At 66.4% G+C, this 21,794-nt stretch carries 25 protein-coding genes and 1 tRNA gene; 10 read left to right on the top strand and 16 right to left on the bottom strand.

What is annotated here, in order from left to right; translation table 11 throughout:
- Positions 1–8: 8 nt before the first annotated feature.
- Positions 9–779: a DUF3011 domain-containing protein gene (locus AC5P78_RS06880; protein ID WP_012478874.1), complete on the bottom strand. Its 771-nt coding sequence runs from the start codon at positions 777–779 to the stop codon at positions 9–11.
- A 593-nt stretch (positions 780–1,372) separates the two neighbouring features.
- Between AC5P78_RS06880 and AC5P78_RS06885 the strand changes: the two genes are divergently transcribed.
- Both AC5P78_RS06885 and AC5P78_RS06890 read left to right on the top strand, forming a co-directional pair.
- Positions 1,373–1,780 carry a hypothetical protein gene (locus AC5P78_RS06885; RefSeq protein ID WP_044569408.1) on the top strand — a complete coding sequence of 136 codons (408 nt, stop codon included), beginning with the start codon at positions 1,373–1,375 and terminating at the stop codon, positions 1,778–1,780.
- 79 nt (positions 1,781–1,859) lie between these two features.
- On the top strand, positions 1,860–2,183 hold the full coding sequence (locus tag AC5P78_RS06890) for a hypothetical protein (protein WP_012478872.1): 324 nt from the start codon (positions 1,860–1,862) through the stop codon (positions 2,181–2,183).
- Positions 2,184–2,240: 57 nt separating this feature from the next.
- Here AC5P78_RS06890 and AC5P78_RS06895 read toward each other — a convergent pair whose 3' ends face one another.
- Together AC5P78_RS06895 and AC5P78_RS06900 are read right to left on the bottom strand one after the other, a co-directional pair.
- The gene (locus AC5P78_RS06895; protein WP_012478871.1) at positions 2,241–2,543 is read right to left on the bottom strand and encodes an addiction module antidote protein; all 303 of its coding nucleotides are present in this window, start codon (positions 2,541–2,543) and stop codon (positions 2,241–2,243) included.
- Between the two features lie 58 nt (positions 2,544–2,601).
- Positions 2,602–2,889: a type II toxin-antitoxin system RelE/ParE family toxin gene (locus AC5P78_RS06900; RefSeq protein WP_012478870.1), complete on the bottom strand. Its 288-nt coding sequence runs from the start codon at positions 2,887–2,889 to the stop codon at positions 2,602–2,604.
- Between the two features lie 233 nt (positions 2,890–3,122).
- Between AC5P78_RS06900 and AC5P78_RS06905 the strand changes: the two genes are divergently transcribed.
- Both AC5P78_RS06905 and AC5P78_RS06910 read left to right on the top strand, forming a co-directional pair.
- Positions 3,123–3,722: a hypothetical protein gene (locus AC5P78_RS06905; RefSeq protein ID WP_012478869.1), complete on the top strand. Its 600-nt coding sequence runs from the start codon at positions 3,123–3,125 to the stop codon at positions 3,720–3,722.
- Between the two features lie 27 nt (positions 3,723–3,749).
- Entirely contained in the window at positions 3,750–4,874 is a 1,125-nt protein-coding gene (locus tag AC5P78_RS06910) for an XVIPCD domain-containing protein (RefSeq protein WP_012478868.1), read from the top strand.
- An 84-nt stretch (positions 4,875–4,958) separates the two neighbouring features.
- On the opposite strand, the gene AC5P78_RS06915 is transcribed toward AC5P78_RS06910, so the two are convergent.
- The 4 genes from AC5P78_RS06915 to birA all read right to left on the bottom strand — a co-directional run bounded on the left by AC5P78_RS06915 (position 4,959) and on the right by birA (position 7,629).
- Positions 4,959–5,034, bottom strand: a tRNA-Thr gene (locus tag AC5P78_RS06915).
- 40 nt (positions 5,035–5,074) lie between these two features.
- Positions 5,075–5,923, bottom strand: a complete 849-nt coding sequence (locus AC5P78_RS06920) for an SPOR domain-containing protein (RefSeq protein ID WP_012478822.1) — start codon at positions 5,921–5,923, stop codon at positions 5,075–5,077.
- Positions 5,924–5,932: 9 nt separating this feature from the next.
- Positions 5,933–6,664, bottom strand: coding sequence for a type III pantothenate kinase (locus AC5P78_RS06925; protein WP_005407698.1), 732 nt, complete (start codon positions 6,662–6,664; stop codon positions 5,933–5,935).
- Positions 6,661–7,629, bottom strand: coding sequence for a bifunctional biotin--[acetyl-CoA-carboxylase] ligase/biotin operon repressor BirA (gene birA, locus AC5P78_RS06930; RefSeq protein WP_012478821.1), 969 nt, complete (start codon positions 7,627–7,629; stop codon positions 6,661–6,663). The genes AC5P78_RS06925 and birA overlap by 4 nt, the downstream gene beginning before the upstream one ends.
- A gap of 144 nt (positions 7,630–7,773) precedes the next feature.
- Between birA and AC5P78_RS06935 the strand changes: the two genes are divergently transcribed.
- Both AC5P78_RS06935 and AC5P78_RS06940 read left to right on the top strand, forming a co-directional pair.
- The gene (locus AC5P78_RS06935; protein WP_044569378.1) at positions 7,774–8,052 is read left to right on the top strand and encodes a hypothetical protein; all 279 of its coding nucleotides are present in this window, start codon (positions 7,774–7,776) and stop codon (positions 8,050–8,052) included.
- The gene (locus AC5P78_RS06940; protein ID WP_099470490.1) at positions 8,019–8,810 is read left to right on the top strand and encodes a M90 family metallopeptidase; all 792 of its coding nucleotides are present in this window, start codon (positions 8,019–8,021) and stop codon (positions 8,808–8,810) included. Before AC5P78_RS06935 ends, AC5P78_RS06940 begins: the two co-directional genes overlap by 34 nt.
- Positions 8,811–9,239: 429 nt before the next feature.
- On the opposite strand, the gene AC5P78_RS06945 is transcribed toward AC5P78_RS06940, so the two are convergent.
- The 4 genes from AC5P78_RS06945 to dusA all read right to left on the bottom strand — a co-directional run bounded on the left by AC5P78_RS06945 (position 9,240) and on the right by dusA (position 13,066).
- On the bottom strand, positions 9,240–10,664 hold the full coding sequence (locus AC5P78_RS06945; RefSeq protein ID WP_032953760.1) for an ATP-binding protein: 1,425 nt from the start codon (positions 10,662–10,664) through the stop codon (positions 9,240–9,242).
- 25 nt (positions 10,665–10,689) lie between these two features.
- Complete coding sequence (locus tag AC5P78_RS06950; protein WP_004136763.1) at positions 10,690–11,373, bottom strand: response regulator transcription factor; 684 nt, start codon at positions 11,371–11,373, stop codon at positions 10,690–10,692.
- Positions 11,374–11,446: 73 nt separating this feature from the next.
- On the bottom strand, positions 11,447–11,821 hold the full coding sequence (locus AC5P78_RS06955; RefSeq protein WP_005407693.1) for a hypothetical protein: 375 nt from the start codon (positions 11,819–11,821) through the stop codon (positions 11,447–11,449).
- A 213-nt stretch (positions 11,822–12,034) separates the two neighbouring features.
- Positions 12,035–13,066 (bottom strand): tRNA dihydrouridine(20/20a) synthase DusA, encoded by a 1,032-nt coding sequence (dusA, locus tag AC5P78_RS06960; RefSeq protein ID WP_099497407.1) that lies wholly within the window; start codon positions 13,064–13,066, stop codon positions 12,035–12,037.
- 220 nt (positions 13,067–13,286) lie between these two features.
- Between dusA and AC5P78_RS06965 the strand changes: the two genes are divergently transcribed.
- Positions 13,287–13,706 (top strand): lysozyme inhibitor LprI family protein, encoded by a 420-nt coding sequence (locus AC5P78_RS06965; protein ID WP_005407691.1) that lies wholly within the window; start codon positions 13,287–13,289, stop codon positions 13,704–13,706.
- Positions 13,707–13,748: 42 nt separating this feature from the next.
- Positions 13,749–15,530, top strand: coding sequence for a peptidoglycan-binding domain-containing protein (locus AC5P78_RS06970; RefSeq protein WP_060380139.1), 1,782 nt, complete (start codon positions 13,749–13,751; stop codon positions 15,528–15,530).
- A gap of 293 nt (positions 15,531–15,823) precedes the next feature.
- Here AC5P78_RS06970 and AC5P78_RS06975 read toward each other — a convergent pair whose 3' ends face one another.
- Positions 15,824–15,979, bottom strand: coding sequence for a sulfate transporter (locus AC5P78_RS06975; RefSeq protein ID WP_231110311.1), 156 nt, complete (start codon positions 15,977–15,979; stop codon positions 15,824–15,826).
- Between the two features lie 127 nt (positions 15,980–16,106).
- Here AC5P78_RS06975 and AC5P78_RS06980 point away from each other — a divergent pair, with 127 nt between their 5' ends.
- Both AC5P78_RS06980 and AC5P78_RS06985 read left to right on the top strand, forming a co-directional pair.
- Entirely contained in the window at positions 16,107–17,087 is a 981-nt protein-coding gene (locus AC5P78_RS06980) for a cation diffusion facilitator family transporter (protein WP_005407688.1), read from the top strand.
- Between the two features lie 111 nt (positions 17,088–17,198).
- The gene (locus AC5P78_RS06985; RefSeq protein ID WP_004153735.1) at positions 17,199–17,624 is read left to right on the top strand and encodes an organic hydroperoxide resistance protein; all 426 of its coding nucleotides are present in this window, start codon (positions 17,199–17,201) and stop codon (positions 17,622–17,624) included.
- Between the two features lie 148 nt (positions 17,625–17,772).
- Here AC5P78_RS06985 and mmsB read toward each other — a convergent pair whose 3' ends face one another.
- From mmsB to AC5P78_RS07005, 4 genes are read right to left on the bottom strand one after another with little or no spacing between them, the layout of a single operon-like run.
- On the bottom strand, positions 17,773–18,663 hold the full coding sequence (gene mmsB, locus AC5P78_RS06990) for a 3-hydroxyisobutyrate dehydrogenase (protein ID WP_005407687.1): 891 nt from the start codon (positions 18,661–18,663) through the stop codon (positions 17,773–17,775).
- Positions 18,660–19,835, bottom strand: coding sequence for an enoyl-CoA hydratase/isomerase family protein (locus AC5P78_RS06995; protein ID WP_065183732.1), 1,176 nt, complete (start codon positions 19,833–19,835; stop codon positions 18,660–18,662). Before AC5P78_RS06995 ends, mmsB begins: the two co-directional genes overlap by 4 nt.
- A complete protein-coding gene (locus AC5P78_RS07000) occupies positions 19,832–20,629 on the bottom strand; it encodes an enoyl-CoA hydratase (RefSeq protein WP_065183731.1) in 798 nt (265 codons plus the stop codon). The genes AC5P78_RS06995 and AC5P78_RS07000 overlap by 4 nt, the downstream gene beginning before the upstream one ends.
- Complete coding sequence (locus AC5P78_RS07005) at positions 20,626–21,792, bottom strand: acyl-CoA dehydrogenase family protein (RefSeq protein WP_060380143.1); 1,167 nt, start codon at positions 21,790–21,792, stop codon at positions 20,626–20,628. The genes AC5P78_RS07000 and AC5P78_RS07005 overlap by 4 nt, the downstream gene beginning before the upstream one ends.
- Positions 21,793–21,794 lie beyond the last annotated feature (2 nt).

Consider the following 21,794-nt stretch of genomic DNA (forward strand, 5'->3'; position numbering starts at 1 on the left):
CGACGAACTCAACCCCCGCGGCGGCGCAGCGGGGTCACGCTCTGCACTTCGCCGTTGTTGCGCATCATGCACAGGTAGCGGCCATCGGGGTAATCAATGATCAGCTCCTGGTAGTCGCTGCCCACCGGCACCTGGGTCACCACCGCGCCCTGCGCGCCCTTGCGCAGGTTGCAGGCGCCCAGCGCGCTGTCACCAGTTGGGGCTGAATACGACATTCGCGAGGTATTGCGGAACACCGCCCGGCACCCGCCATTGACCCACACCGAATGCCGCGACAGGCCCCAGTTCTTGCCTTCCTCGCAACGGGTACGGCTGAGCTGGCGCACGATTTCCACGTTGCCACGGGTGTTCAGATCGCACGAGACCTGCTGCTGGTCGGTGGATTCGCAGGTGACTTCGCGCGGTAGTGCGGCATCTCCGGCGGCAGCGTCGCGAGGGCGTGCACTGTTTGCGGTGAGCGCGGACGTGCCGCTGGCGCTGACCTGGCAGATGCCATTGGCGCCGCCACGGCCGGTGTAGCTGACCTGCGGCGCGCCGTCATCGTTGCGGCTGATCGACAGGGTGATGCCGCTGTTGGCATCGCGTGCTTCGAAATAGCGGTCGTTGAAACGTTTCAGTGTGGCCTCGCGGCCCTGCACGTAGACGGGTCCGCCATCGTCGGCGTGAACATCGATGCCGCCCGGGCAGCTGGCGTTGAAGAACGGCACGGCGGCCATGGCCGGGGCTGCGAATGCGGCGGACAACAATGCGACGGTGAGCGGCAGGGCGTGGCGACGCATGTGCGGATCCCGAAGAGGCCCAGGTGGGCGTGTAGCGGCAGTATGCGGTGGGCGCTGCGGGCGGTCCGTGAGGAATATCAAGATCGGGGCGCGCGTTGGCACTTTTGGGTCTGGTATCGTTGCCTTGGTGCCTTGCCGAGGCTGTTAAGCCGGCTTTACGTCGCACGCTACTGTAAGCCGTGCGGCAACAGTGGCGCAGCCCGGATGACCGATGATGACGGCGCTGCGCGATATGTCGCTTCTGGCATTGCGATGCTCGAAACGGGCCAAACGCGATAATTCATTTTTCCTTTCAGATCACCCGATGCCATCGAAACAAACGACTGGCAGGCGGTGATTTCACGTGCGCATGATGAATCGCCACCTGCAAAGGTGGCCGGGACTTCCAAGCCCGTTTAATCGAAGCTGTATACGCTTGCCAGCCGGCGCCGTCTTCCCAAGAGCGGCGCCGGCTGGCAATCCGTTCGCCGATCGACGGCGGGCGGTGCGTGGGGGCCCTGTGCCCACCGGCTCATCGATTTCCGGTCTTGGAAGCCACGCATCGCCCGCCACCCTCTTCGGGTGGCACCTCTGTTGCCGACGAGGACGCCCGCATGCCCAAGACCCATCACCCGTACCTGACCGCCACCCTGGGCGAGGCTGCGCTGCGCCTGCCACCCGAACTGGCGCAGCCGTTGGAAGCCGCTTTCGCCGCCGCCAACGAGGCGCCCGCGCCGATCAACCTGCCCGGCTGCCTGCAGCGCATCCAGGCCGGTGACGCCGCCGATGGACAGCCGTGGCCGGGGCCCTCCACCACACCCGGCCAGGCCGTGGCCGCCGCACGCCGGGATCGCGCCGCGGTGGGTTTGGTGTCGCTGTTGGAGCTGTATCACGCCGCCGAGCGCGTGCGCGTGGATGGGGAAGAGAAAGACGACATCGGCGACGGCACGCGCGAAGGGCTGATGCTGGCCTGCCGGGGGCTGGCGGAGTATGTGGCGTTGCAGATGGGTGGGACTCAATAATGCGGAACGTTGAGATCCCCAACGCATAGGTTCAACACGCCGCAACCCAGCTAACGATTCAGGCAGACCCGCTGCTGGAATGAGCACACCCTACCCAGACCTGAAACCTTTCCTTGTTGAGCTGCGGCTGGACGAAGTGGATTCGCGCGGTGGCACTGTTGCCGAGATGATCGCCTCCACCGCGCGTCCCAGGGCGCTTTCCATAAGCCCTGGAGTCATGTGGTACAGCTTCGTGCTGAATGACCGCGTCGTCACCCGCATCACGCCTGGGACGCGGGCGCACTGCACGATCTCATTCGTCAACCATGACGGTGCGAAAGAGGTATTCCCCTGTGGCACGGTGGCCGCCTTCGGAGACGGATCGTCGACAAGAGGGTTGATCCGCATCATTCGGTTTGATTGAGACTGATCGCACCGGACTTCTTGAGGCGGCGGAAGTGGAGCGCAGTGCCTTGATGCCTCACACGGCACTGGCATGCAGGCGCACACCCAAGGCACGGGTCACCTTCAGGATGGTGGCGAAATCGGGGCTGCGTTCGCCGGACAGTGCGCGGTAAAGACTCTCGCGCGACAGGCCCGCCGCGCGCGCAACCTTGCTCATACCCTGAGCGCGCGCGATGTCGCCGAGCGCCTTGGCGATGAACGCGGAATCGCCGTCGCTTTCCTCGATGCAGGCGTCGAGATAGGCTGCCATTTCTTCGGGTGTCCGAAGGTGTTCGGCCACATCAAATGATTTGAGTTCGACTTTTTTCTTAGTGGCCATGATGGAACAGCTCCAGTACTTCGGTATTGATTCGTTTCGACTACAGCCGGTTCGACGCTCACAGGGCACGTGCAATCTCCCTGGCCTTTTCGATATCGCGTTGCTGTGAGCTTTTGTCACCTCCGACCAAAAGAATCAGCAACTGCCTGCCGCGCTGGGTGTAGTACAGGCGGTAGCCCGGCCCTGCATCGATACGCAGTTCGGAAATACCGTCCCCCAGATAGCGGTGATCACCCGGATGGCCTTCAGCGAGCCGACCGATACGGGCCAGGATGCGAGCGCGTGCGGTTACGTCCTTGAGAGCGTCAATCCATGTCGCGAACTGACGGGTACGCTGGATCTTCATGGAGAACTGTAGCCTACTGGCTACAGTCTTTCAACTATCGGGAATGCACGCTTGGAGCTGTGCTCGGCCTCCCGTCTGGCACTCCCTCCCTCGCTGCCGACGCCCCCTCTTCTCAAATTGGAAAGTGGAATCGGGTGCGTTTTCAGTAGCTCATTGTTCACGCGGACCCGATCCGCACTCACAAAATGCTGTGCTAGATTCAAGAGTGTGACATTGGCGCGCGAGATGCTTTCATGAATGCATGGGTCGAGAAATGCGCTACTTCATCAGAACGTGGACTTCGGCGGCGCCTCTGGATCGCAGCGCGTCGTCGCCTCGCGATCGCTATTCCGGCGCTTGTACTGGCAGCATGTTCAACCGCCGCGCCGCCACGCCCATCAGATCATCTGAATCAAAGACAGGCCGTCGAATCAGGGAGTGAAATTGGTATGGAGCGATTCAAGAACAGCATCGAGCGATTGTCTACAGTTCGCTTTGATGATGTCGATGCATTGAGTGAACTTCTCCACACCCGTCTGGGAGAGCCGGCGCGTCAGGATCTCATGGACGAGCGGATCGCAGAACGCGGAATGCTGGGCGACCTTGAGGTGCGGAACATCAGGCTGAGAAGTGCCGCTGACAACCCCGCCCTCGCGAACCTGATTTTTGATATCGCGCCACCGAGCATTGCGCTCGAGGAAATGATCTGGGAGAACTCCACCAAACATCCACCTCGACCCGATGCGCCGGGCTCCCGGCCTTACTGGACCGCGCAGGTGAACGATGCACAGGTCGTGCTTGGGCTCGCCGCCGACAGCGTGACGCTGACCTACATATCGATCCGTCAGCACTGATCCCTGTAATTGCGAAGGAGCCGCCGCATGGAGCGTACTGAAGACGCTGGACTGCCACAGCCGCAGGAGGGAGGCCGCCCAGGAGCCGCGCGGCGTCCTGCATCGCCGTTGGATGATCCTTCCTTGGCCCCGCTTCTGGCAAAATCCCCAACACTTCAGGCGGGTCTCGCCCAGGCGAGACGCGAAGGTATCGTTGTTCAATGGGGCACAGCCGGTGAAGGCACCTACCTTGTTCCCGGCGTGAAGATCGTCATAGACGAGAATGCAATCGGGCAAGGCACCAGACTCGCACGTTCTCTTTCTCACGAAGTTGGGCACCATCTCTTCACCGAACCCTCAAACCGAGCTTCTAAGCAAGCCTATGTAGACAGCGAGTTGCGAGGAGAAGCCGCCGCGACTCTCAGCAATGTCCAGGTCCAGCGTGAAATCGTTGCGGGTGGTGGCCCAGATATTGGCGTTTCCGGCACGGGTAGCCGGCCACAACAATATGGAACCATTGCGGCAGAACTCCAGGCGGGACGAATCAACCGTAGCCAAGCACTGGGTCAGATCGCTGAGGTGTTTAAGACGGAGGCTCCGTCCGTTGGACCTCATGCGACATACGAGCTTTACTACGGCGACTTCTACGACCGGGAAATAGCACCCACGCAACGGCGGCGTAGGCCAGATCCAGAATTTGACGCCGAGCGTACGGCGGTTGCGGCCAGCCTCAGCTCGACCACCGACGACTCGCTCTCGCTGCAACGAGCTACTTTCTCAGTGGCCGAACTCGGCAACGCTGACCGCTCTCTCTACATGCAGATCAGAGCGGGTGTGGAACGCCTGGACGCCGAGAGCGGGAAGCAGTGGGATGAGTCGAGCCAGCGCATGTCCGCGAGTCTGTTGGTGCTCGCGAAGGAGCAAGGGCTTTCAAGAGTTGACCACGTTGTATTGAACAACCCGACAGAGTCCCTTGCACGTGGCGAGAAGGTATTCATCGTCGAGGGAGCGATGGACGATCCTGCCCAACGTCGTGGAACCATGAGTACGATGGACGCGCTTCGTGCGCCTGAAGCAGAGTCCCTTCATCGCGCTGAAGCGTTGGCCGCAGATCTTGAACAGCAGCCGGCGCAGCAGGTTCATGCGCAGGACGGGCTATCGTTCTCAAGGTAAGACTGTCGAGAAAACAGCTCTGCCGCCCTTCGAACCACCGGGCAGGTATCTGGAGCAGCGCAAAGAGGCGCTGAATCATGGGGATGGTGCCGCTTATCCGAATCGAACGGATGACCTACTGTTTACAAGACAGTTGCTCTACCAACTGAGCTAAAGCGGCATGGGTTGTTCACCGGCGGCAGCGCCGCGGTCAGGGGATTCTAGCGCAACCTTGCGCATTCCAGCGACCGGCTCTGTGTCGCCCCGCTGCGCTGTTGGGCCTGGGCGGGTTGCGTGCCTGCCGCCAGCTGCCCTTCCAGCCACCACTGGCCGGCGTCGCCGCTGGCGACAAGGCGCGGCTGGAAGCCGGCGGCCTGCACCGCCGCCATGCGCCGCTCGGCGCCTTCGCGGTTGCGGTACTGGCCCAGCGCCACGGCATTGGCCTCCTCGCCTTGGCTGATGATGTAGTAGTCGCTCAGGCCAGCGGCGACGATGCGTTTCACGGTGGCCTGGGCTTCTTCGCGGTTGGCGGCGGCCGGCAGCATCACCCGGTAACGGGCACTACCGCTGGCAGCGGGCTGTTCGCGCAGGCGCACCTGGCTGAGCAGCGTGCTGGCCTTGCCCTGCGCACTGGTAGCGGCGGCGCGGTCGGCGAACGGGCCCAGCGCAACGCAGCGCGGCGGCTCGGCGGCCGCGGGCGGGGTTGCGGGTTTCTCCGGTGCCGGAACGTGTGCAGACGGTGCTACCGGCTTGGCAGCGGCCGCAACCGGCGTAGCCTCAGCCGCCTGCGGCTTGGCAATCTCCGGCTTGGCCGGGGCGGCGGGCGCCGGCGTTACAGCCACGGCCGTCTTCTCCGCCGGTTCGCGCTCCATCAACGGCGCGGTCGGCGCGGCGGCCGTGGCTTCGGCGGCCGCAGCGGCATCCACCCCACCGGGCACCCAGCGCAGCTCGGCCACGCCGGCGGGTTGCGGCGGCGGCGCAGGCTTCTGCGGCGCATCGCGCAGCAGCCACCAGCAGGCGACGCCAAGATTGAGGATGGCCAGTACGACGATCAGGGCACGGGTCAGCATGCGCGGATACTAGCCTGCGGGCTGGTGCACCGCCCAGCGGGCGAGGCCATCCAGCACCAGCGAGGGGTGGTAGTCGGCGCCAGGCAGCAACGGCATCAGCGCCGGTGCGCCGCCACCATGCACCAGCAGCGACGGTGCCACGCCCAGCAGCGTGTGCGCCTGCTGTGCGCTGCGTTCGATCAGTGCCACGGCCGCACCATCGCAGCCGGAGGCGAGCGCGTCGGCGGTGTCGTTGGCGAATTCGCTGTAGTCACCGCCGGTAGCCGGCAACTGCACCGCGCGGGCATGCAGTGCTTCGCGCATGGTGGTGGGCGATGCGGAAATGCGGCCACCGTGGTGCTGGCCGTCGGCGTCGAGCAGATCAATCGTGAGTGCGGTACCCACGCCGACCACCAGCACCGGGCGCTGCGCCTTGGCCGCGGCCAGCAGGGCCAGGAAGCGGTCCACACCGAATTTTTCGGGCTTGGCATAGGCAATGCGCACACCGGCGCATTCGGCGCTGGTACGCACCACGTGCACGTGCTCGAAGCGACGCTGCAGCTGGTCCAGCATCGCGCTGGTCAGCGACGGTGCGGCCACGCTGGCCACGAACGCGGTGGTGCCGCTGGGCAGGCTGTGCGGCGGCTGTCCGGCCATGCCTTCGGCGCCATGCGCCCAGGCCTGCACGTCACCGGCACGGTCACCCTGCAACGGCGCGAACTTGAAGCGCGAGTTGCCGAGGTCGAACAACCAATCGCTCATGCCGCCCTCACGCTGACTTCGCCGGCGTGCAGCAGGCGCTCACGGCCATCGATGCGCACGCGCAAGGCGCCGTCATCAGCCAGGCCGAGTGCGGTGCCACGCTGCCACTGTCCTTCCAGTTCCACCCGTACTTCGCGACCGGCCAGCATGTCGAACGCGGCGTAGCGCGGCAGGAAGGGAGCGAGGCCTTCGCGATCGAATTCTTCCAGTGCCGGCAGCAGGCGCGCCAGCACGGCAGCAACCACCACGTTGCGGTCCACCGGCTTGCCGGCCAGCGTGTCCAGGTCCACCCACGGCTGGGTGATCTGCTCGGCGAACGACGGCGGCATGTGCGTGTTGATGCCGATGCCGATCACCGCGCGCGCCGGGCCGGCGTATTCGCCACCGCCTTCTGCGAGCAGGCCGACCAGCTTGCGCTTGCCATCGACGATCAGGTCATTCGGCCACTTCAGCTGCGCCTGGGTGTAGCCCAGGTCGTGCAGCGCTTCGGCCACGGCGATGCCGGCCACCAGGCTCAGCCCGGCCAGGCGACCGAGGCCACCGGAAAACAGCCGCAGCACCGACAGGTAGATATGCGCGGCCAGCGGCGACGCCCACGTACGGCCGCGACGGCCGCGGCCACCGGTCTGGCGTTCGGCCAGCAGCACGCTCACCCCGCGCTGGGGCGCGCTGCACCGCAGCAATTCGGCATTGGTCGAGTCCACCGTCCAGGCCACCTGGAGGTCGTGCAGCAGCGCCTGGGCGTCGCCGGGCAGGCCGGCGCGGATCGCGGCCGGGTCCAGCAGGTCGACCGGGCGGGTCAGGCCATAGCCCTCACCTGCACGCCCCTCGATGTCTACACCGGCGGCTCTAAGTCCTTGAATACGCTTCCAAATGGCCGCCCGGGTCTGGCCCAGCTCACGGGCCAGGGCGTCGCCGGAGAGGCGACCGGCAGCGAGTTTGGCCAGCAATTGGCGGTCGTCCACGGCAGCTTCCACGAAGTCAGGAAGGAATTATGCGGGAAAGCCGCCAGCGGCGCCCGCCACGCTGGGTTCCGCGGGGGCTTCCAACGGGGCGCCGGGTTCGGGCTAGAATCGGGAACTCACCTTCCCTTAACGTGGATGTCGTCAATGCGCCGTTATGCCCATTGCCTGATCCTGCTGACGATGCCCTTCGCGGCGTCTGCGACGGCAGCGCTGGACGACAGCCGCGGCGCCTGCGTGTCCTCCAACGGTGATGCCGCCTCGCAGCGTGCACCGACCGCGACCGCTTCGACCGCCACCACCAAGCCGGCACCGGTCCGCCCGGCAGCCAGCACCAGCACGGGCGGCGGTGGCAGCGATGACGACGTGCTGCAGCGCATCCGCGCACCGAAGTGGCACAGCTACCTGCCGGGAATGTTCCGCTGATCAAGTCGTTGCTGCAGTGGCTGCGGTCTGCGCCGCGGCCGATCGACGATGCACTTTGGGATGAGGCCTGCCGCCGTGCGGCCTGGCTGCACGGTCTGGACGATGATCGCCGCGCACGCCTGCGCCTCCTGGCCACGCGCTTCCTGCACGAGAAGACCATTACCCCGATCGGCGAGCTGCAGCTGCATGCCGGCGATGGCGTGCTGCTGGCGGCACTGTGCTGCCTGCCGCTGCTGGAGTTCGGCGAGGTGGGTCTGGAAGGCTGGTCGCAGCTGATCGTCTACCCCGATGCATTCCGCGTACATCGCAGCCACATGGATGCGGCCGGCGTACTGCATGAGTGGGATGACGAACTGATTGGCGAGTCGTGGGACAGCGGTCCGTTGATCCTGTCGTGGGCCGATGTGCAGGCCGACCTGGCGACGCCGCACGAGGGCTACTGCGTGGCGGTGCACGAGATGGTGCACAAGCTGGATGCGCTGGATGGCGCGATGGACGGCACGCCGCCACTGCCGCGCGAGTGGCAGCGCGAGTGGGCAGCCACCTTCCAGCGTTCCTACGACGCCTTCTGCGCGCAGGTGGATGCCGGCGAGGAGACGTTGATCGACCCGTACGCGGCCGAGGCGCCGGAAGAGTTCTTCGCGGTGGCCAGCGAGTATCACTTCTCGGCACCGGATCTGCTGCAGCAGGCGTTGCCGGAGGTCGCCGCGCAGCTGCGGCGGTTCTACGGCGAGCCGCCAAAGATCGAAACGCGGTAGTGCCGGCCGCTGGCCGGCAACCTGGCAATGCCACCGAAGATCATGAGGGTGCCGGCCAGCGGCCGGCACTACCGGATTACGCACGCGTTATTGCGTCAGGCGACGCCCGGCGGACGGGAACGCGCAGCTGCGGCGGTTCCACGGCGAACCGCCGACGATCGAAACACGGTAGTGCCGGCCGCTGGCCGGCGACCTGGTAATGCCACCGAAGAGCATGAGGGTGCCGGCCAGCGGCCGGCACTACCGGATTACGCACGCGTCATTACGTCAGGCGACGCCCGGCGGACGGGAACGCGCAGCTGCGGCGGTTCCATGGCGAGCCGCCGAAGATCGAAACACGGTAGTGCCGGCCGCTGGCCGGCAACCCGGTAATGCCACCGAAGATCATGAAGTTGCCGGCCAGCGGCCAGCACTACCGATTGCGAAGGTTTACGGCCCCGGCGGCAAACGCACTTCGAAACGGGCGCCGCCCAATTCGCTGGAACGGCCGACGGCCAGTTCGCCGCGGTAATCCTTGATCAGGTCCTGCACGATCGACAGGCCGATGCCGTGGCCCTGCACGCGCTCGTCGCCACGCACGCCACGCTGCAGCACCTTGCCGATGTCGTCCGGGGCGATACCCGGGCCATCGTCGTCCACCGCCAGCAGCAGGCCAGCGCGGCGCGCGTTCGGTGCCGGCAGCGGCTGCGCGGTCAGCAACACGCGGCGGTTGGCCCACTTGAAGGCGTTTTCCAGCAGGTTGCCAAGCAGTTCCTGCAGATCGCCCGGTTCGCCGTGGAAGCGTGCGGCCGGATCGATGTCGAACTCGCACAGCACGCCCTTGGAGGCGTAGACCTTCTCCAGGCCACGTACGATTTCCTCAGCGTTGGACTCGATCGGCAGCGGCGCGGAGAACAGCTTGTGGCCCGACGACGCAGCACGTGCCAGCTGGTACGAAACCAGGTTGTTCATGCGCTGCAGCTGCACGTCCAGCTCCTCGCGCAGCGCGCCATCGCCCGCGCCGCTGTCCATCTGCGTGCGCAGCACCGCAATGGGCGTCTTCAGGCTGTGTGCCAGGTCGGCCAGGGTGTTGCGCTGGCGCTCGAGGTTCTCGCGCTCGCTTTCAATGAAGGCGTTGATGCTGTCGGTCAGCGGTTCCAGCTCGCGCGGGTGGCGCTCGCTCATGCGCTCGGTCTCGCCGCGCTGCACTTTGGTCAGCTCGGTGATCACCCGACGCAGCGGACGCAGGCTCCACTGCAGGATGACGGTCTGCAGCAGCAGCAGGATCAGGCCGATGCCGCCCAGGTAGAACCAGACACGGCCGCGGAACACGCGCAGCTGCGCGCCCAGCGCGCGCGAGTCTTCCATCACATAGATGGTGTACGGGAATTCGGTGGCCGGGTCGGCGTCGGCATCCCACACCAGGCCCAGGCCATAGCGGTACACCGAGCCCTGGCTGCCGTCGATCTGGATCATCGGCAGCGGGCCTTCGAACACTTCCTGGCGCGGCGCCAGCAGGCCGCCGCCGACGGTGGGCAGCATCGGGCCTTCGGCGGACATCGAATTGCCCTTGCCGTGCGGCATCACCACCTGCAGGTACAGGCCACTGCCCGGCACGTCGAAGCGCGAATCCGGCGGCTGCTCGCGGATGTACAGCGAGCGGTCGCGGGTGAAGTCGATGCCGGCCGCGTAGGCGGTGGCGTAGTTCTTCAGGCGCTCACGCAGGTTCGCCTTCGCCGTATCGGCGAAGGCGGCGTCGAGCGCGTAACCGGCCAGGGCCAGGAACGCGACCAGACCCACGGACGCGGCAAGCATCTGGCGCGCCTGCAGGGAGCGCGGCCGCCAGCGTCGGAAGAACCACAGACGGCCGGACATCATGGTCTCGCCAGGCTGAGCCGGCTCAGCCCTCGTTGCGCGGAATCGCGAAACGGTAGCCGCGACCGCGCACGGTCTCGATCGGCTTCAGTTCGCCATCCGGGTCCAGCTTCTTGCGCAGGCGGCCGATGAAGACCTCCAGCACGTTCGAGTCGCGGTCGAAGTCCTGCTGGTAGATGTGCTCGGTGAGGTCGGCCTTGGAGACCAGTTCACCGGCGTGCATCATCAGGTACTCCAGCACCTTGTATTCGTAGCTGGTCAGGTCGACATTGCTGCCGGCCACGCTGACGGTCTGCGCAGCCAGGTCCAGAGCGACCGGGCCGCATTCCAGGGTCGGCTTGCTCCAGCCGGCGGCGCGGCGCAGCAGCGCGTTGACGCGGGCCAGCAGCTCTTCGACGTGGAACGGCTTGACCAGGTAGTCGTCGGCGCCCTGCTTCAGGCCTTCGACCTTGTCCTGCCAGCTCGAACGCGCGGTCAGGATCAGCACCGGGAACTTCTTGCCTTCGTCACGCAGGGCCTTGATCAGCTCCATGCCCGACATCTTGGGCAGGCCGAGGTCGATGATGCCGACATCGAACGGAACTTCGCGCCCCATGTAGAGGCCTTCCTCGCCGTCCTGCGCAGCATCGACGGCAAAGCCTTCGCGCTTGAGCCGGGCTGCCAGGGTCTCACGCAGCGGGGCTTCGTCTTCGACCAGAAGGATACGCATGAACTCTCCCTAGTGTCCTGGGTGTGGCCCGGAGGCCTGTGGGGTACGGGTTGATAGCGACAACTATCCCTGTTCAGGGGTTATCGCCGCGTAGTGATGACATATCCGACCGCGGCGTGCGCGGCTGTGAACGCGACGGTGCGGGGTCGTCCATGTAGCGGACCCGGCCCCGATCGTCCATGTACTTCACCCGGTTGATGTCACGCCCATCGAACGGCACGCGCTCGGCGCCAAGGATGTGGCCGCCGGTGGTGCGCTGCACGCGGCGCACGGCATCGGACAGCGAGCGCTCGTCGCCACGGCCACCGCGCTCGCCCCGCTCCATCATCTCCGCGCGCCCCTGATCGCCACGCGGCGGCTGTTGCGCCAGCGCCGAAGACAGCGGCGCAGCCGCCAGCACCACGCAGGTGGCCAGGGCAATGCGGCGATGGAAGGGAGCGGAAGACATCGATGCGATCCTAGCCGAGCACGGCGATTCGTTCAAAAGTCGTAAATCCGGGAGCCGGGTTCGGGACCCGGCGCTTTACAAATCCTTTGCAAATTCTTGGTTTGGGGCAGTGAATCCGGTCTGAACTTTTCCGGCCCTGCGCTCGCGTCGTTCATCTAGGTGAACATTCGGGACGAATCGCCGCCCCTTGTCAAGTCAGGACTGTGACCGACGTCACGCTGCGGTGCGATCAGCTTCGCGTTCGGTGACCGCCAAGGCCTGTTCGATCAGGCTCCAGCCGGCGCCCGGGCGGTGTGCGCCCTCGCTCAGCACCTGGCGAAATGCGCGACCACCGGGCTGGCCATGGAACAGGCCGAGCAGGTGGCGGGTGATGTGCTTCAGCGCCAGGCCTTCGCCCAGCCGCGCCTCGATGTAGGGGCGCATCGCGCGCAGCAGGTCACCGCGTGCCTGTAGCGGGGCGCCGGTGTGCAGCGCCTCCAGCTGATGCAGCAGATAGGGGTCGTGATAGGCCGCCCGGCCCAGCATCACGCCATCGACGTGCGCGGCCTGCGCCTGTACCGCCTCGATGCTGGCCAGGCCACCGTTGATCACCACCGGCAGTGCCGGGCGCTCCTGCTTCAGGCGGTAGGCCCAGTCGTACTTCAGCGGCGGAACCTCGCGGTTCTCCTTCGGCGACAGGCCCTTCAGCCACGCGTTGCGCGCATGCACCACCACCATCGCCGCACCAGCGGCGACCTGGCGGTCGACGAAGCTGGCAAACACGTCGTAGTCGTTGTCCTCGTCCACGCCCAGGCGGCACTTCACCGTTACCGGGATGTCGACCGCATCGACCATGGCCGCCACGCACTCGGCCACCAGTACCGGCTCGCGCATCAGGCAGGCGCCGAAACGCCCGGCCTGCACGCGGTCGGACGGGCAGCCGCAGTTGAGGTTGACCTCGTCGTATCCCCACTCGGCGGCAATGCGCGCAGCCTGCGCCAGCAGGGCCGGATCGCTGCCGCCCAGCTGCAGCGCCAGCGGCTGTTCGCTGCGGTCGAAGCCGAGCAGGCGCTCGCGGTCGCCGTGGATGACCGCGTTGGCGTGCACCATCTCCGTGTACAGGCGTGCACCCGGCGCCAGCACGCGATGGAACACGCGGCAATGGCGGTCGGTCCAGTCCATCATCGGGGCAACGGACAGGCGCAGGGAATCAGCGTAACGGGCGGTGGCGGACGTCATCGGGGTGTTGATCGTGGAGACTGGCATTGCCAGTGAGATCAATAGTTTACACCGCTCGGCTGAATGGCGGCGGCTGGCGCCCGGATAGTGCTGCGGCGCCCGGGCCCGAGGGCCGTCCGCAGGCCGGGCGGCGCCAACCCACAATGACGGGCAACCGGTCACAGTTGTCGCGATTCGTTGACGACGACGAAATATTGACGCCGTTATAGTCCGTCGCTCGCAATGGATTGGACGTGTGGAGCAGATGATGCAGCACAAGCGTTTGAGCAGGACCCTCGCCACCGCGCTGGCGGTCGCCGTACTGGCCATCGGCACGGCAACCGCAGCACCGGCTGCCACCGGGCTGAGCCCGACCTTCACCACCTGCCGTGACAAGGCACAGGGTGCGATCGAGCAGGCCGCCTGCCTGACCTCGGAAAGCGCACGCCAGGACCAGCGCCTGAACCAGGCCTACCGCCAGCTGCAGGCAAAGCTGAGTGGCGCAAAGAAGACCAAGCTGGTGAATGCCCAGCGCGCGTGGCTGCAGTCGCGCAGCCGCGATAGCGAACTGGATACCGCGCTGTACGACGATTCGCAGCCCGGCAACCTGCAGGGCGAGCTGAACGATGTGATGCGCCTGAGCGCGCGTGCCGACCAGCTGCAGAAGTATCTGCAGCTGCTGGACTGACCCTTGAGGGGCAAACCCTCTGACTGCACAAGGATGTAAGACATGCCAACCAACATCGATACCCATGATCTCGATGCCACCTCCGGCGCCGTGTATTTCGCCGTCGGCCGTGGTACCGAAGGGGGTCCCGCCTCCTACCATCTGGCCATCGCCGGCATCACCCAGGGCGTGACCGAACCGCACTGGGGCACGGTGAACAAAGTCGCGCAGAACAGCGGTTACAGCCTGGGCGCGATCCAGGTCGACTTCGGCCAGCGCGGCGAGTGGGCGCTGGGCGCCATCGACGGCCACGCACTGAAGGCGGGCGAGACGACCTATGTCGACGCCGTGATCGATCAGGCCAGCACCTATGCCAAGGCGCACAACCTGCCCTTCACCCAGGACCACGCCGACCTGCGCCGCGACCTGCTCAGCCACGGCAATGGCCTGAGCGGGCGCAGCTCGATCCAGTTCATCGATACCAACACGCGCGACAGCATCAACGCCTGGGCCGGTTCGGCCGAGGGCAAGCAGTGGATCCACGCGAACATCGACTACCCGCAGGTGCGCAACGCCACCCGGATCGGCATGGCGATGGTGGACGCACACGGCAGCGGCATCGCCGAGGAAAACCGCTTCGAAGCGATCAGCCTGATCGCCAAGACCGCCAACCAGTTGCCCAGCCAGCTGCCCAAGCTGCAGAAGGTGCTGGAAGAAGGCGGTGACTACGAGGCGCTGCGCGCGAAGGCCGGGCAGATCCGCGAGACCTACCAGTACTTCGACGCGCCCAAGGCCGGCGACATCGCCGTGCGCTACGAAAATGCCTACGCCAACAACAAGGACGCAATGGACCGCGCCCATGCCAAGGTCAGCAGCCGCGACTACTCGCCCGCCGGTGAGCACAACGATGCGGACATCAAGGTGGCGCTGGACCAGATCGGCGCACCGCGCCAGCAGGCCGGTTCGCAGACGTTGAAGGAAGGGTCCAGCGGCCGTGCCGTGCTGAAGCTGGAGAGCAATCTGGTCACGCTGGGCTATGCCAGTGCTGGCGGCCAGCAGACGCTGAATCCGGACCGGCGCTTCGATGCCACCACCCGCAAGGCGGTGGAAGACTTCCAGCGCGCACACAACCTGGACCCGGTGGACGGCAAGGCCGGGCCAGCCACGCTGGCCGCGATCGACCGCGACGCGCGCGAACTCCAGGGCAACCTGGCCGCGCTGGGGCTGACCGACGCCAAGGGCCAGGCCATCGGCAGCGATGGCTATCTGGGCGGTGGCAGCCGCCATGCGATCAACGCTTTCCAGCAGCAGCATGGCCTGCCCGCGACCGGCATTGCCGATGCGGAAACCCGCCAGGCGCTGGCCAATGAAGTGCAGCAGCGTGCGCAGGCACAGGGCAGCACCCCGGAACAGCAGGCCGCGGCCGAGCCTGCGCGCGAGACGGTGTACCCGATGTCCGACCCGCGCAGCCCGCAGAACTGGCTGTACACCGAGACCCTGGTGCAGGTGAAGTTCGCCGAGGAAGCGCGTGGCCTGCCCTCCGGCGAGCACAGCGAGAAGCTGGCCGCTGCGCTTACCGTGGAAGCTGCACGTGCCGGCCTGTACCGGGTTGATCGCGTTGAGCTGAACCAGGATGGCTCGATGGCGCGCGCGGTGCAGGCCAATGCACTGCACGACGAAAGCGCGTTGAACCGCAATACCGCGCCGGTATCGACGGCGGACGCGATGCGCCAGAGCGTGCAGGAAAACAGCGAGCGGGCATTGCAGGTGAGCGATCAGCAGCGCGAGCAGCAGAAGATCGACCAGCAGACCCAGCAGCACGGCCCGCGGGCCATGATGGCGTAAGAGAGCGGGCCCACGGGCCTGCGAGTGCCATTGCCTTGCTCACCCCTCGTCGGTTTGAGGCCGACGGGGGCGTTGGTTGAGGTGCGTCGAGGATTGTCGCAAATGTGAGGTCTTGCGCCCGGGCGCGTGCCCACGCTTCGAGGTAGTCGGCCTCGCGGTGTAGTCGATCCGGTTTGATCGCGTCGACGCTTTGACGACAGATAAGTCCGTCCGGAGCTTTCCCTAAGTGGTCAGTACCCGCCATCCATAGGCGGTCTGCTTCTTGAAGCACTGCCGCCTCAGGCGGTCAGGTCTCACAGGTGGGCGTCGCGCAGATCAATCTGTACCTTCGGCGTCACGTGCTGGTAATCGAACACCGCACCCAGATGGCCGGCCGAGGCAAGGAACACCTGCCCACGCACGCGGTAGACCTGCGTGTCACCGGCATCGTAGCGCTGCATATCCAGCATGCGGCCGAGGAATCGATGACCATGTTGGCCACGCCCTGGGCGACGCATTCGCGGTCACGCTCGCTGGGCGTCTCGGCGATGTCCTCGACGTTCTGCGACGATGCCGGACAGCGGAAGGCAGCGAAGCATGCCGCCGCTCTACAATCGGGCCATGGCCACCCACCGCCCGCAGTTCTTCGACCCCGCCACCGAACAGGGCGTGCTGCGCCTGTCGATCGCCGCCTCGCTGCTGCTGGCCGCCGCCGCAGTGGTATTCGGCCTGCTGGCCAATTCCTCGCTGATCATCTTCGACGGCATCTACGGCCTGATCGATGTGGTCATGACCTGGCTGTCGCTGCTGGTGGCACGCCTGATCGCGCTGTCCACCCAGACCGATGCGTTGCAGTCGAGGCTCAACCAGCGCTTCACCATGGGTTTCTGGCACCTTGAGCCGATCGTGCTGGGGGTCAGCGGCACGCTGATGATCGGTGCGGCACTGTATGCCCTGGTCAATGCGGTGGATGCACTGATGTCCGGGGGCCGCCACATTGCGCTGGGCCCGGCCATCGCCTTCGCCGGGCTGTCCATCGTCGGCGAAGGCGCACTGGCCTGGTTCATCCTGCGCGCCAACCGCCGCATCGGCTCGGAGTTCATCGCACTGGATGCGAAGAACTGGGTGATCGCGGCCAGCATGTCGGCCTGCTACCTGCTGGCCTTCCTCGGCGGCGTGCTGGTGCAGGGCACGTCCTGGGCCTGGGTCGGGCCGTACATCGACCCGGCCATCCTTGCCTTCGTCTGCGTGCTGGTGATGATCGCCCCGCTCGGCACCGTGCGCCGGGCGCTGGCCGGCATCCTGCTGGTCACCCCGCCGGAGCTGCAGGCGCACGTGGATGCCGTGGCACGCGCGATCGTGGCCAAGCATGGCTTCGTCGAGCACCGCAGCTATGTGGCGCAGGTGGGGCGAGGCGAGCAGATCGAGCTGTTCTTCGTGGTGCCGGAAAACGATCCGCCGCGGCCGCTGGTGGAATGGGACCAGCTGCGCGACGAGATCGGCGACGCGCTGGGCGAGGCCTCGCCGGACCGCTGGTTGACCATCATGTTCACCACCGACCGCGAGTGGACGATCTAGGCCAGCAGGACGATCGATCAAGTTTTTCGTACGCCCTGCAACCCAACGTACCCGGAAAGCGGGCAAAGTAGGCTCCAACGCACCACCCACCCACCGACCAGGAGCATCCCGATGTCCATCGAAAAGGTTCTGTACACCGCCCAGGCCACCTCCACCGGCGGCCGTGAAGGCCGTTCCGTCTCCTCCGACAACGTGCTGGACATCCAGCTGTCGACCCCGCGCGAGCTGGGCGGCGCCGGTGGCCCGGGCACCAACCCGGAACAGCTGTTCGCCGCCGGCTACTCGGCCTGCTTCCTGGGCGCGCTGAAGTTCGTGGCCGGCCAGGCCAAGGTCGCGCTGCCGGCCGACACCACCGTGACCGGCAAAGTGGGCATCGGCCAGATCCCGACCGGCTTCGGCATCGAAGCCGAGCTGACCATCAACGTGCCGGGCGTGCCGCGCGAGCAGGTGGAAGAACTGGTGCAGAAGGCGCACATCGTGTGCCCGTACTCCAACGCCACCCGCGGCAACATCGACGTGACGCTGATCGTTGCCTGATGGGGTGCTGCCGGCCAGCGGCCGGCACTACCAACGTAAAGAGCAAAAAAATGGGCGGATGCCGGTCGAAACCGAACATCCGCCCATCCCACCTTCGTTGTCCCACAGGGGGGCATGAGGTTGCCGGCCAGCGGCCGGCACTACCAGGTCATTTTTCGCTGGTGATGAGCTGCACGACGCTGGAGAAATCCAGCTTGCCGCGGCCGGCCTGGTGGTTCATCGAGTACAGGTTGCGGGCCACTTCGCCCAGCGGAATCGAGGCACCGACACTCATCGCCGCTTCCACCGCCAGGCCCATGTCCTTCAGCATCAGATCGCTGCCGAAACCGCCGCTGTAGCCGCGCGAGGCCGGCGCGTTTTCCAGCACGCCCGGCCACGGGTTGCACACTTCGGTGGCCCAGCTGCGGCCGGTGCTGACCGCCATCATCTGCGACAGCACCTTCGGGTCCAGACCGTGCGCCACGCCCAGGGCGATGGCTTCACCGGTGACGGCCATGATCACGCCCAGCGCCATGTTGTTGCACAGCTTGGCCACCTGGCCGGCGCCGCTGGCACCGACGTGGAAGATGTTCTTGCCCATCGCCTGCAGCACCGGACGGGCGCGTTCCAGCGCGTCCTCTTCGCCACCGACGATGAAGGTCAGGGTGCCGGCCTGGGCACCGGCGGTACCGCCGGACACCGGTGCGTCGATCATCTGCAGGCCACGCGCGGCGGCCGCTTCCGAGACCTTGCGCGCGCTGGCCGGGGCGATCGTGCTGCAGTCGATGACCAGCGCACCGGCCGGAATCGCGGCGAGGATGCCGTCATCGCCCAGATACACGCCTTCGACGTGGCGGCTGGCCGGCAGCATCGAGATCACCACTTCGGCATCGGCCAGGGTGTCGCGTGCCGACGACGCAGCGCTGGCACCGGCGTCAACGGCGGCCTGCACCGCGGCCGGGACCAGATCGAACACGCGCACGCTGTGGCCGTTCTTGACCAGATTGGCGGCCATCGGGCCACCCATGTTGCCCAACCCGATGAATGCAATGCGGCTCATGCAAGGCTCCTTTCAACAAGGGGAGTGCCCAGGTCGGCCAGCGGATGCGCGGCATCGGCCCAGGGGGAAGCGAAGAAGGTATCGGCCCACGCGCCGGTGGCCTCAGCCAGGGTGGCCGGGTTCCACTGCGGATTGCGGTCCTTGTCGATCAGCAACGCGCGGATGCCTTCGGCGAAATCACCGTGGGCGGCGCAATGCAGCGCGACGATGTACTCCAGGCGATAGATCGCGGCCAGATCCTGGCCGGCACTGCGGCGCTGCAGTTCGTACGCCAACCGTGCCGAACCGGGTGCACCGGCGGCGAGAGTCTTCTGTGCGGCCTGCAACCAGGCGTCGTCGGTCTGCAGGCCGGCAATGCGCGCCACGATGGCCTGCAGGTCATCGCCTTCGCACAGCGCCTCGACCTGCGCCGCATTGGCCAGCAACGGGCCGGTGGCGGCGTCGCTGGCGTGCGACTGCAGCAGATGGGTCAGGCGTTCGTGGTTGTGTGCGGCATCGCCCGACCAGGCCACCTGCAGCAGCGCATCGAACACCGCGCTGCGGCATTCTTCTGCCACGTGCACGTCGGCCAGGCCGGCGTAGATAGCGTCGCCCGGGTTGAGCAGCGCGCCGGTCAGCGCCAGGAACAGGCCGCCCTTGCCCGGTACGCGCGGCAGCAGCCAGCTGCCACCCACATCGGGGAACAGGCCAACGGTGATTTCCGGGAAGGCCAGCTTGGAGCGCTCGCTGACCACGCGGTGGCTGGCGCCGGACATCAGGCCGATGCCGCCGCCCATCACGATGCCATGGCCCCAGCACAGGATCGGCTTGGCGTAGGTGTGGATGAGATGATCGACGCGGTATTCAACGTCGAAGAACTCGGCGGCGTAGTCGTTCTCGCGGATGTCGCTGCAGCCGGCCTCGCGGAAGGCGACCATGCTCTTGTACAGGCTGTGCAGGTCGCCGCCGGCGCAGAACGCCTTCTCACCGGCACCCTGCAGCACCACCATGGCGATGCCGTCGTCATCGGCCCAGGCATTCAGCTGCTTCAGCAGCAGGTGCGCCATCGGCAGCGAGAAACCATTGAGCGTACGCGGCGCATTGAGCGTGGCGATGCCGATGCGCGCGCCGTTGCCGGCCACGCGCTCCTCGAACAGCACCGGTGCGTCGTCGGCAACGGTGTCGGTGCTCATGCGTTCTTCCACTGCGCGGTGCGCTTTTCCAGGAAGGCGGTCACGCCCTCGACCTGGTCGGCGGTGTCGAACAGGTCGACGAAGGCTTCACGCTCGGCCACCAGCGCCGAGGCGTGGGTGCCGGTGCGGGTGGACTGCACCAGGGTCTTGCAGGCGGCGATGCTGGTCGGGCTCTGCTTGCCGGCCTTCTTCGCCCATTCCAGGGCCAGTGCCTTGGCTTCGCCCTTGCCGACCTTTTCTTCGGCCAGGCCAATGCGCAGTGCGGTCTCGGCATTGATGCGCTCGCCCAGCAGGATCATGCGCTTGGCCCAGCCCTCGCCGACCAGGCGCGGCAGGTTCTGGGTGCCACCGGCACACGGCAGCAGGCCGACGGTGGCCTCCGGCAGCGCGACCTGGGCGTGGTCTTCAATGACGCGCAGGTCGCAGGCCAGTGCGCATTCCAGGCCACCGCCCATGGCGTAGCCGTTGATCGCGGCGATCGACACGCCACGGAAACCGGACAGCGCTTCGAAGGCTTCACCGAAGCGGCGCGCGGCCTCGCGTGCAGCGGCCTTGTCGCCGGAGGCGAACTGGTTGAGGTCGGCACCGGCGGAGAAGAACTTCTCGCCGTCACCGGTGATCACCAGCGCGTAGATGTCGCGGTCTGCGTTGAGCGCGCCCACCAGGTCGCGCAGCGCCGACAGGCTGTGCACGGTCCAGGTGTGCGCCGGCGGGTTGTTCAGGGTGACCACGGCGGTGTGGCCATCGACCTCCACCTTCAGGCCCACGTGCTCCTGGGTACGCCAATCCTTCATCGCAGTTCCTCTTCGGTGTTGAGCAGGTGACGGGCAACGATCACCCGCATGATCTCGTTGGTGCCTTCCAGGATCTGGTGCACGCGGCAGTCACGCAGCAGGCGCTCGATCGGGTATTCGCGGATGTAGCCGTAGCCGCCGTGGATCTGCAGCGCTTCGTTGCAGACGTTGAAGCCGGCATCGGTGGCGAAGCGCTTGGCCATCGCGCACCACACGTTGGCGTCGCTGGCACCGGCATCGAGCTTGCGCGCGGCGGTGTGCACCATCTGCCGGGCGGCGACCAGCTGGGTGACCATGTCGGCCAGCTTGAACTGCAGCGCCTGGAACTCGGCCAGCGCCTTGCCGAACTGGCGGCGCTCGCCCATGTAGCGGCGCGCGGCATCCAGCGCACCCTGCGCGGCACCCAGCGAGCAGGCGGCGATGTTGATGCGGCCGCCGTCCAGACCCTTCATCGCCAGCTTGAAGCCGCCGCCTTCCTCTCCCAGAAGGTGGCTGACCGGCACGCGGACGTTTTCGAAGGTGATGCCACGGGTGGGCTGGCTGTTCCAGCCCATCTTCTCTTCCTTGCGGCCGAAGCTGATGCCCGGCAGGTCCGACGGCACCGCAATGGCGCTGACACCGCCGGCACCGGCACCACCGGTGCGCGCCATCACCACCAGCAGCTCGGTGGCACCGGCGCCGGAAATGAAGGCCTTGGAGCCATTCAGCACATAGAAGTCGCCATCGCGCACGGCGGTGGTCTTCAGCGACGCCGCATCGGAACCCGCACCCGGTTCGGTCAGGCAGTACGAGGCCAGCTTGAGGCCCGAGGACAAATCGGTGCCCCACGCATCGCGCAGGGCCGGCTGGCCCCACCTGGACACCATCCACGAGGCCATGTTGTGGATGCTGATGTAAGCCGCGGTCGACGGATCGACGTTGGCGAGCTCCTCGATGACGACGGCGGCGTCCAGTCGGCTCAGGCCGCTGCCGCCCACTTCCGGGTCCATGTACAGGCCGCAGAAGCCCAGTTCACCGGCCTTGGCGATCGCCTCGCGCGGAAAGATGCCCTCCGCATCCCATCGCGCGGCGTGCGGCGCCAGTTCGGCCTGTGCGAAGTCGCGCGCCGCCTCGCGGTACGCCTGCTGCGCTTCTTCCAGTTCCGTCGTCATCGAGTGGCTCATGG

Source organism: Stenotrophomonas sp. YJH_SMC_133 (genome assembly GCF_059370655.1).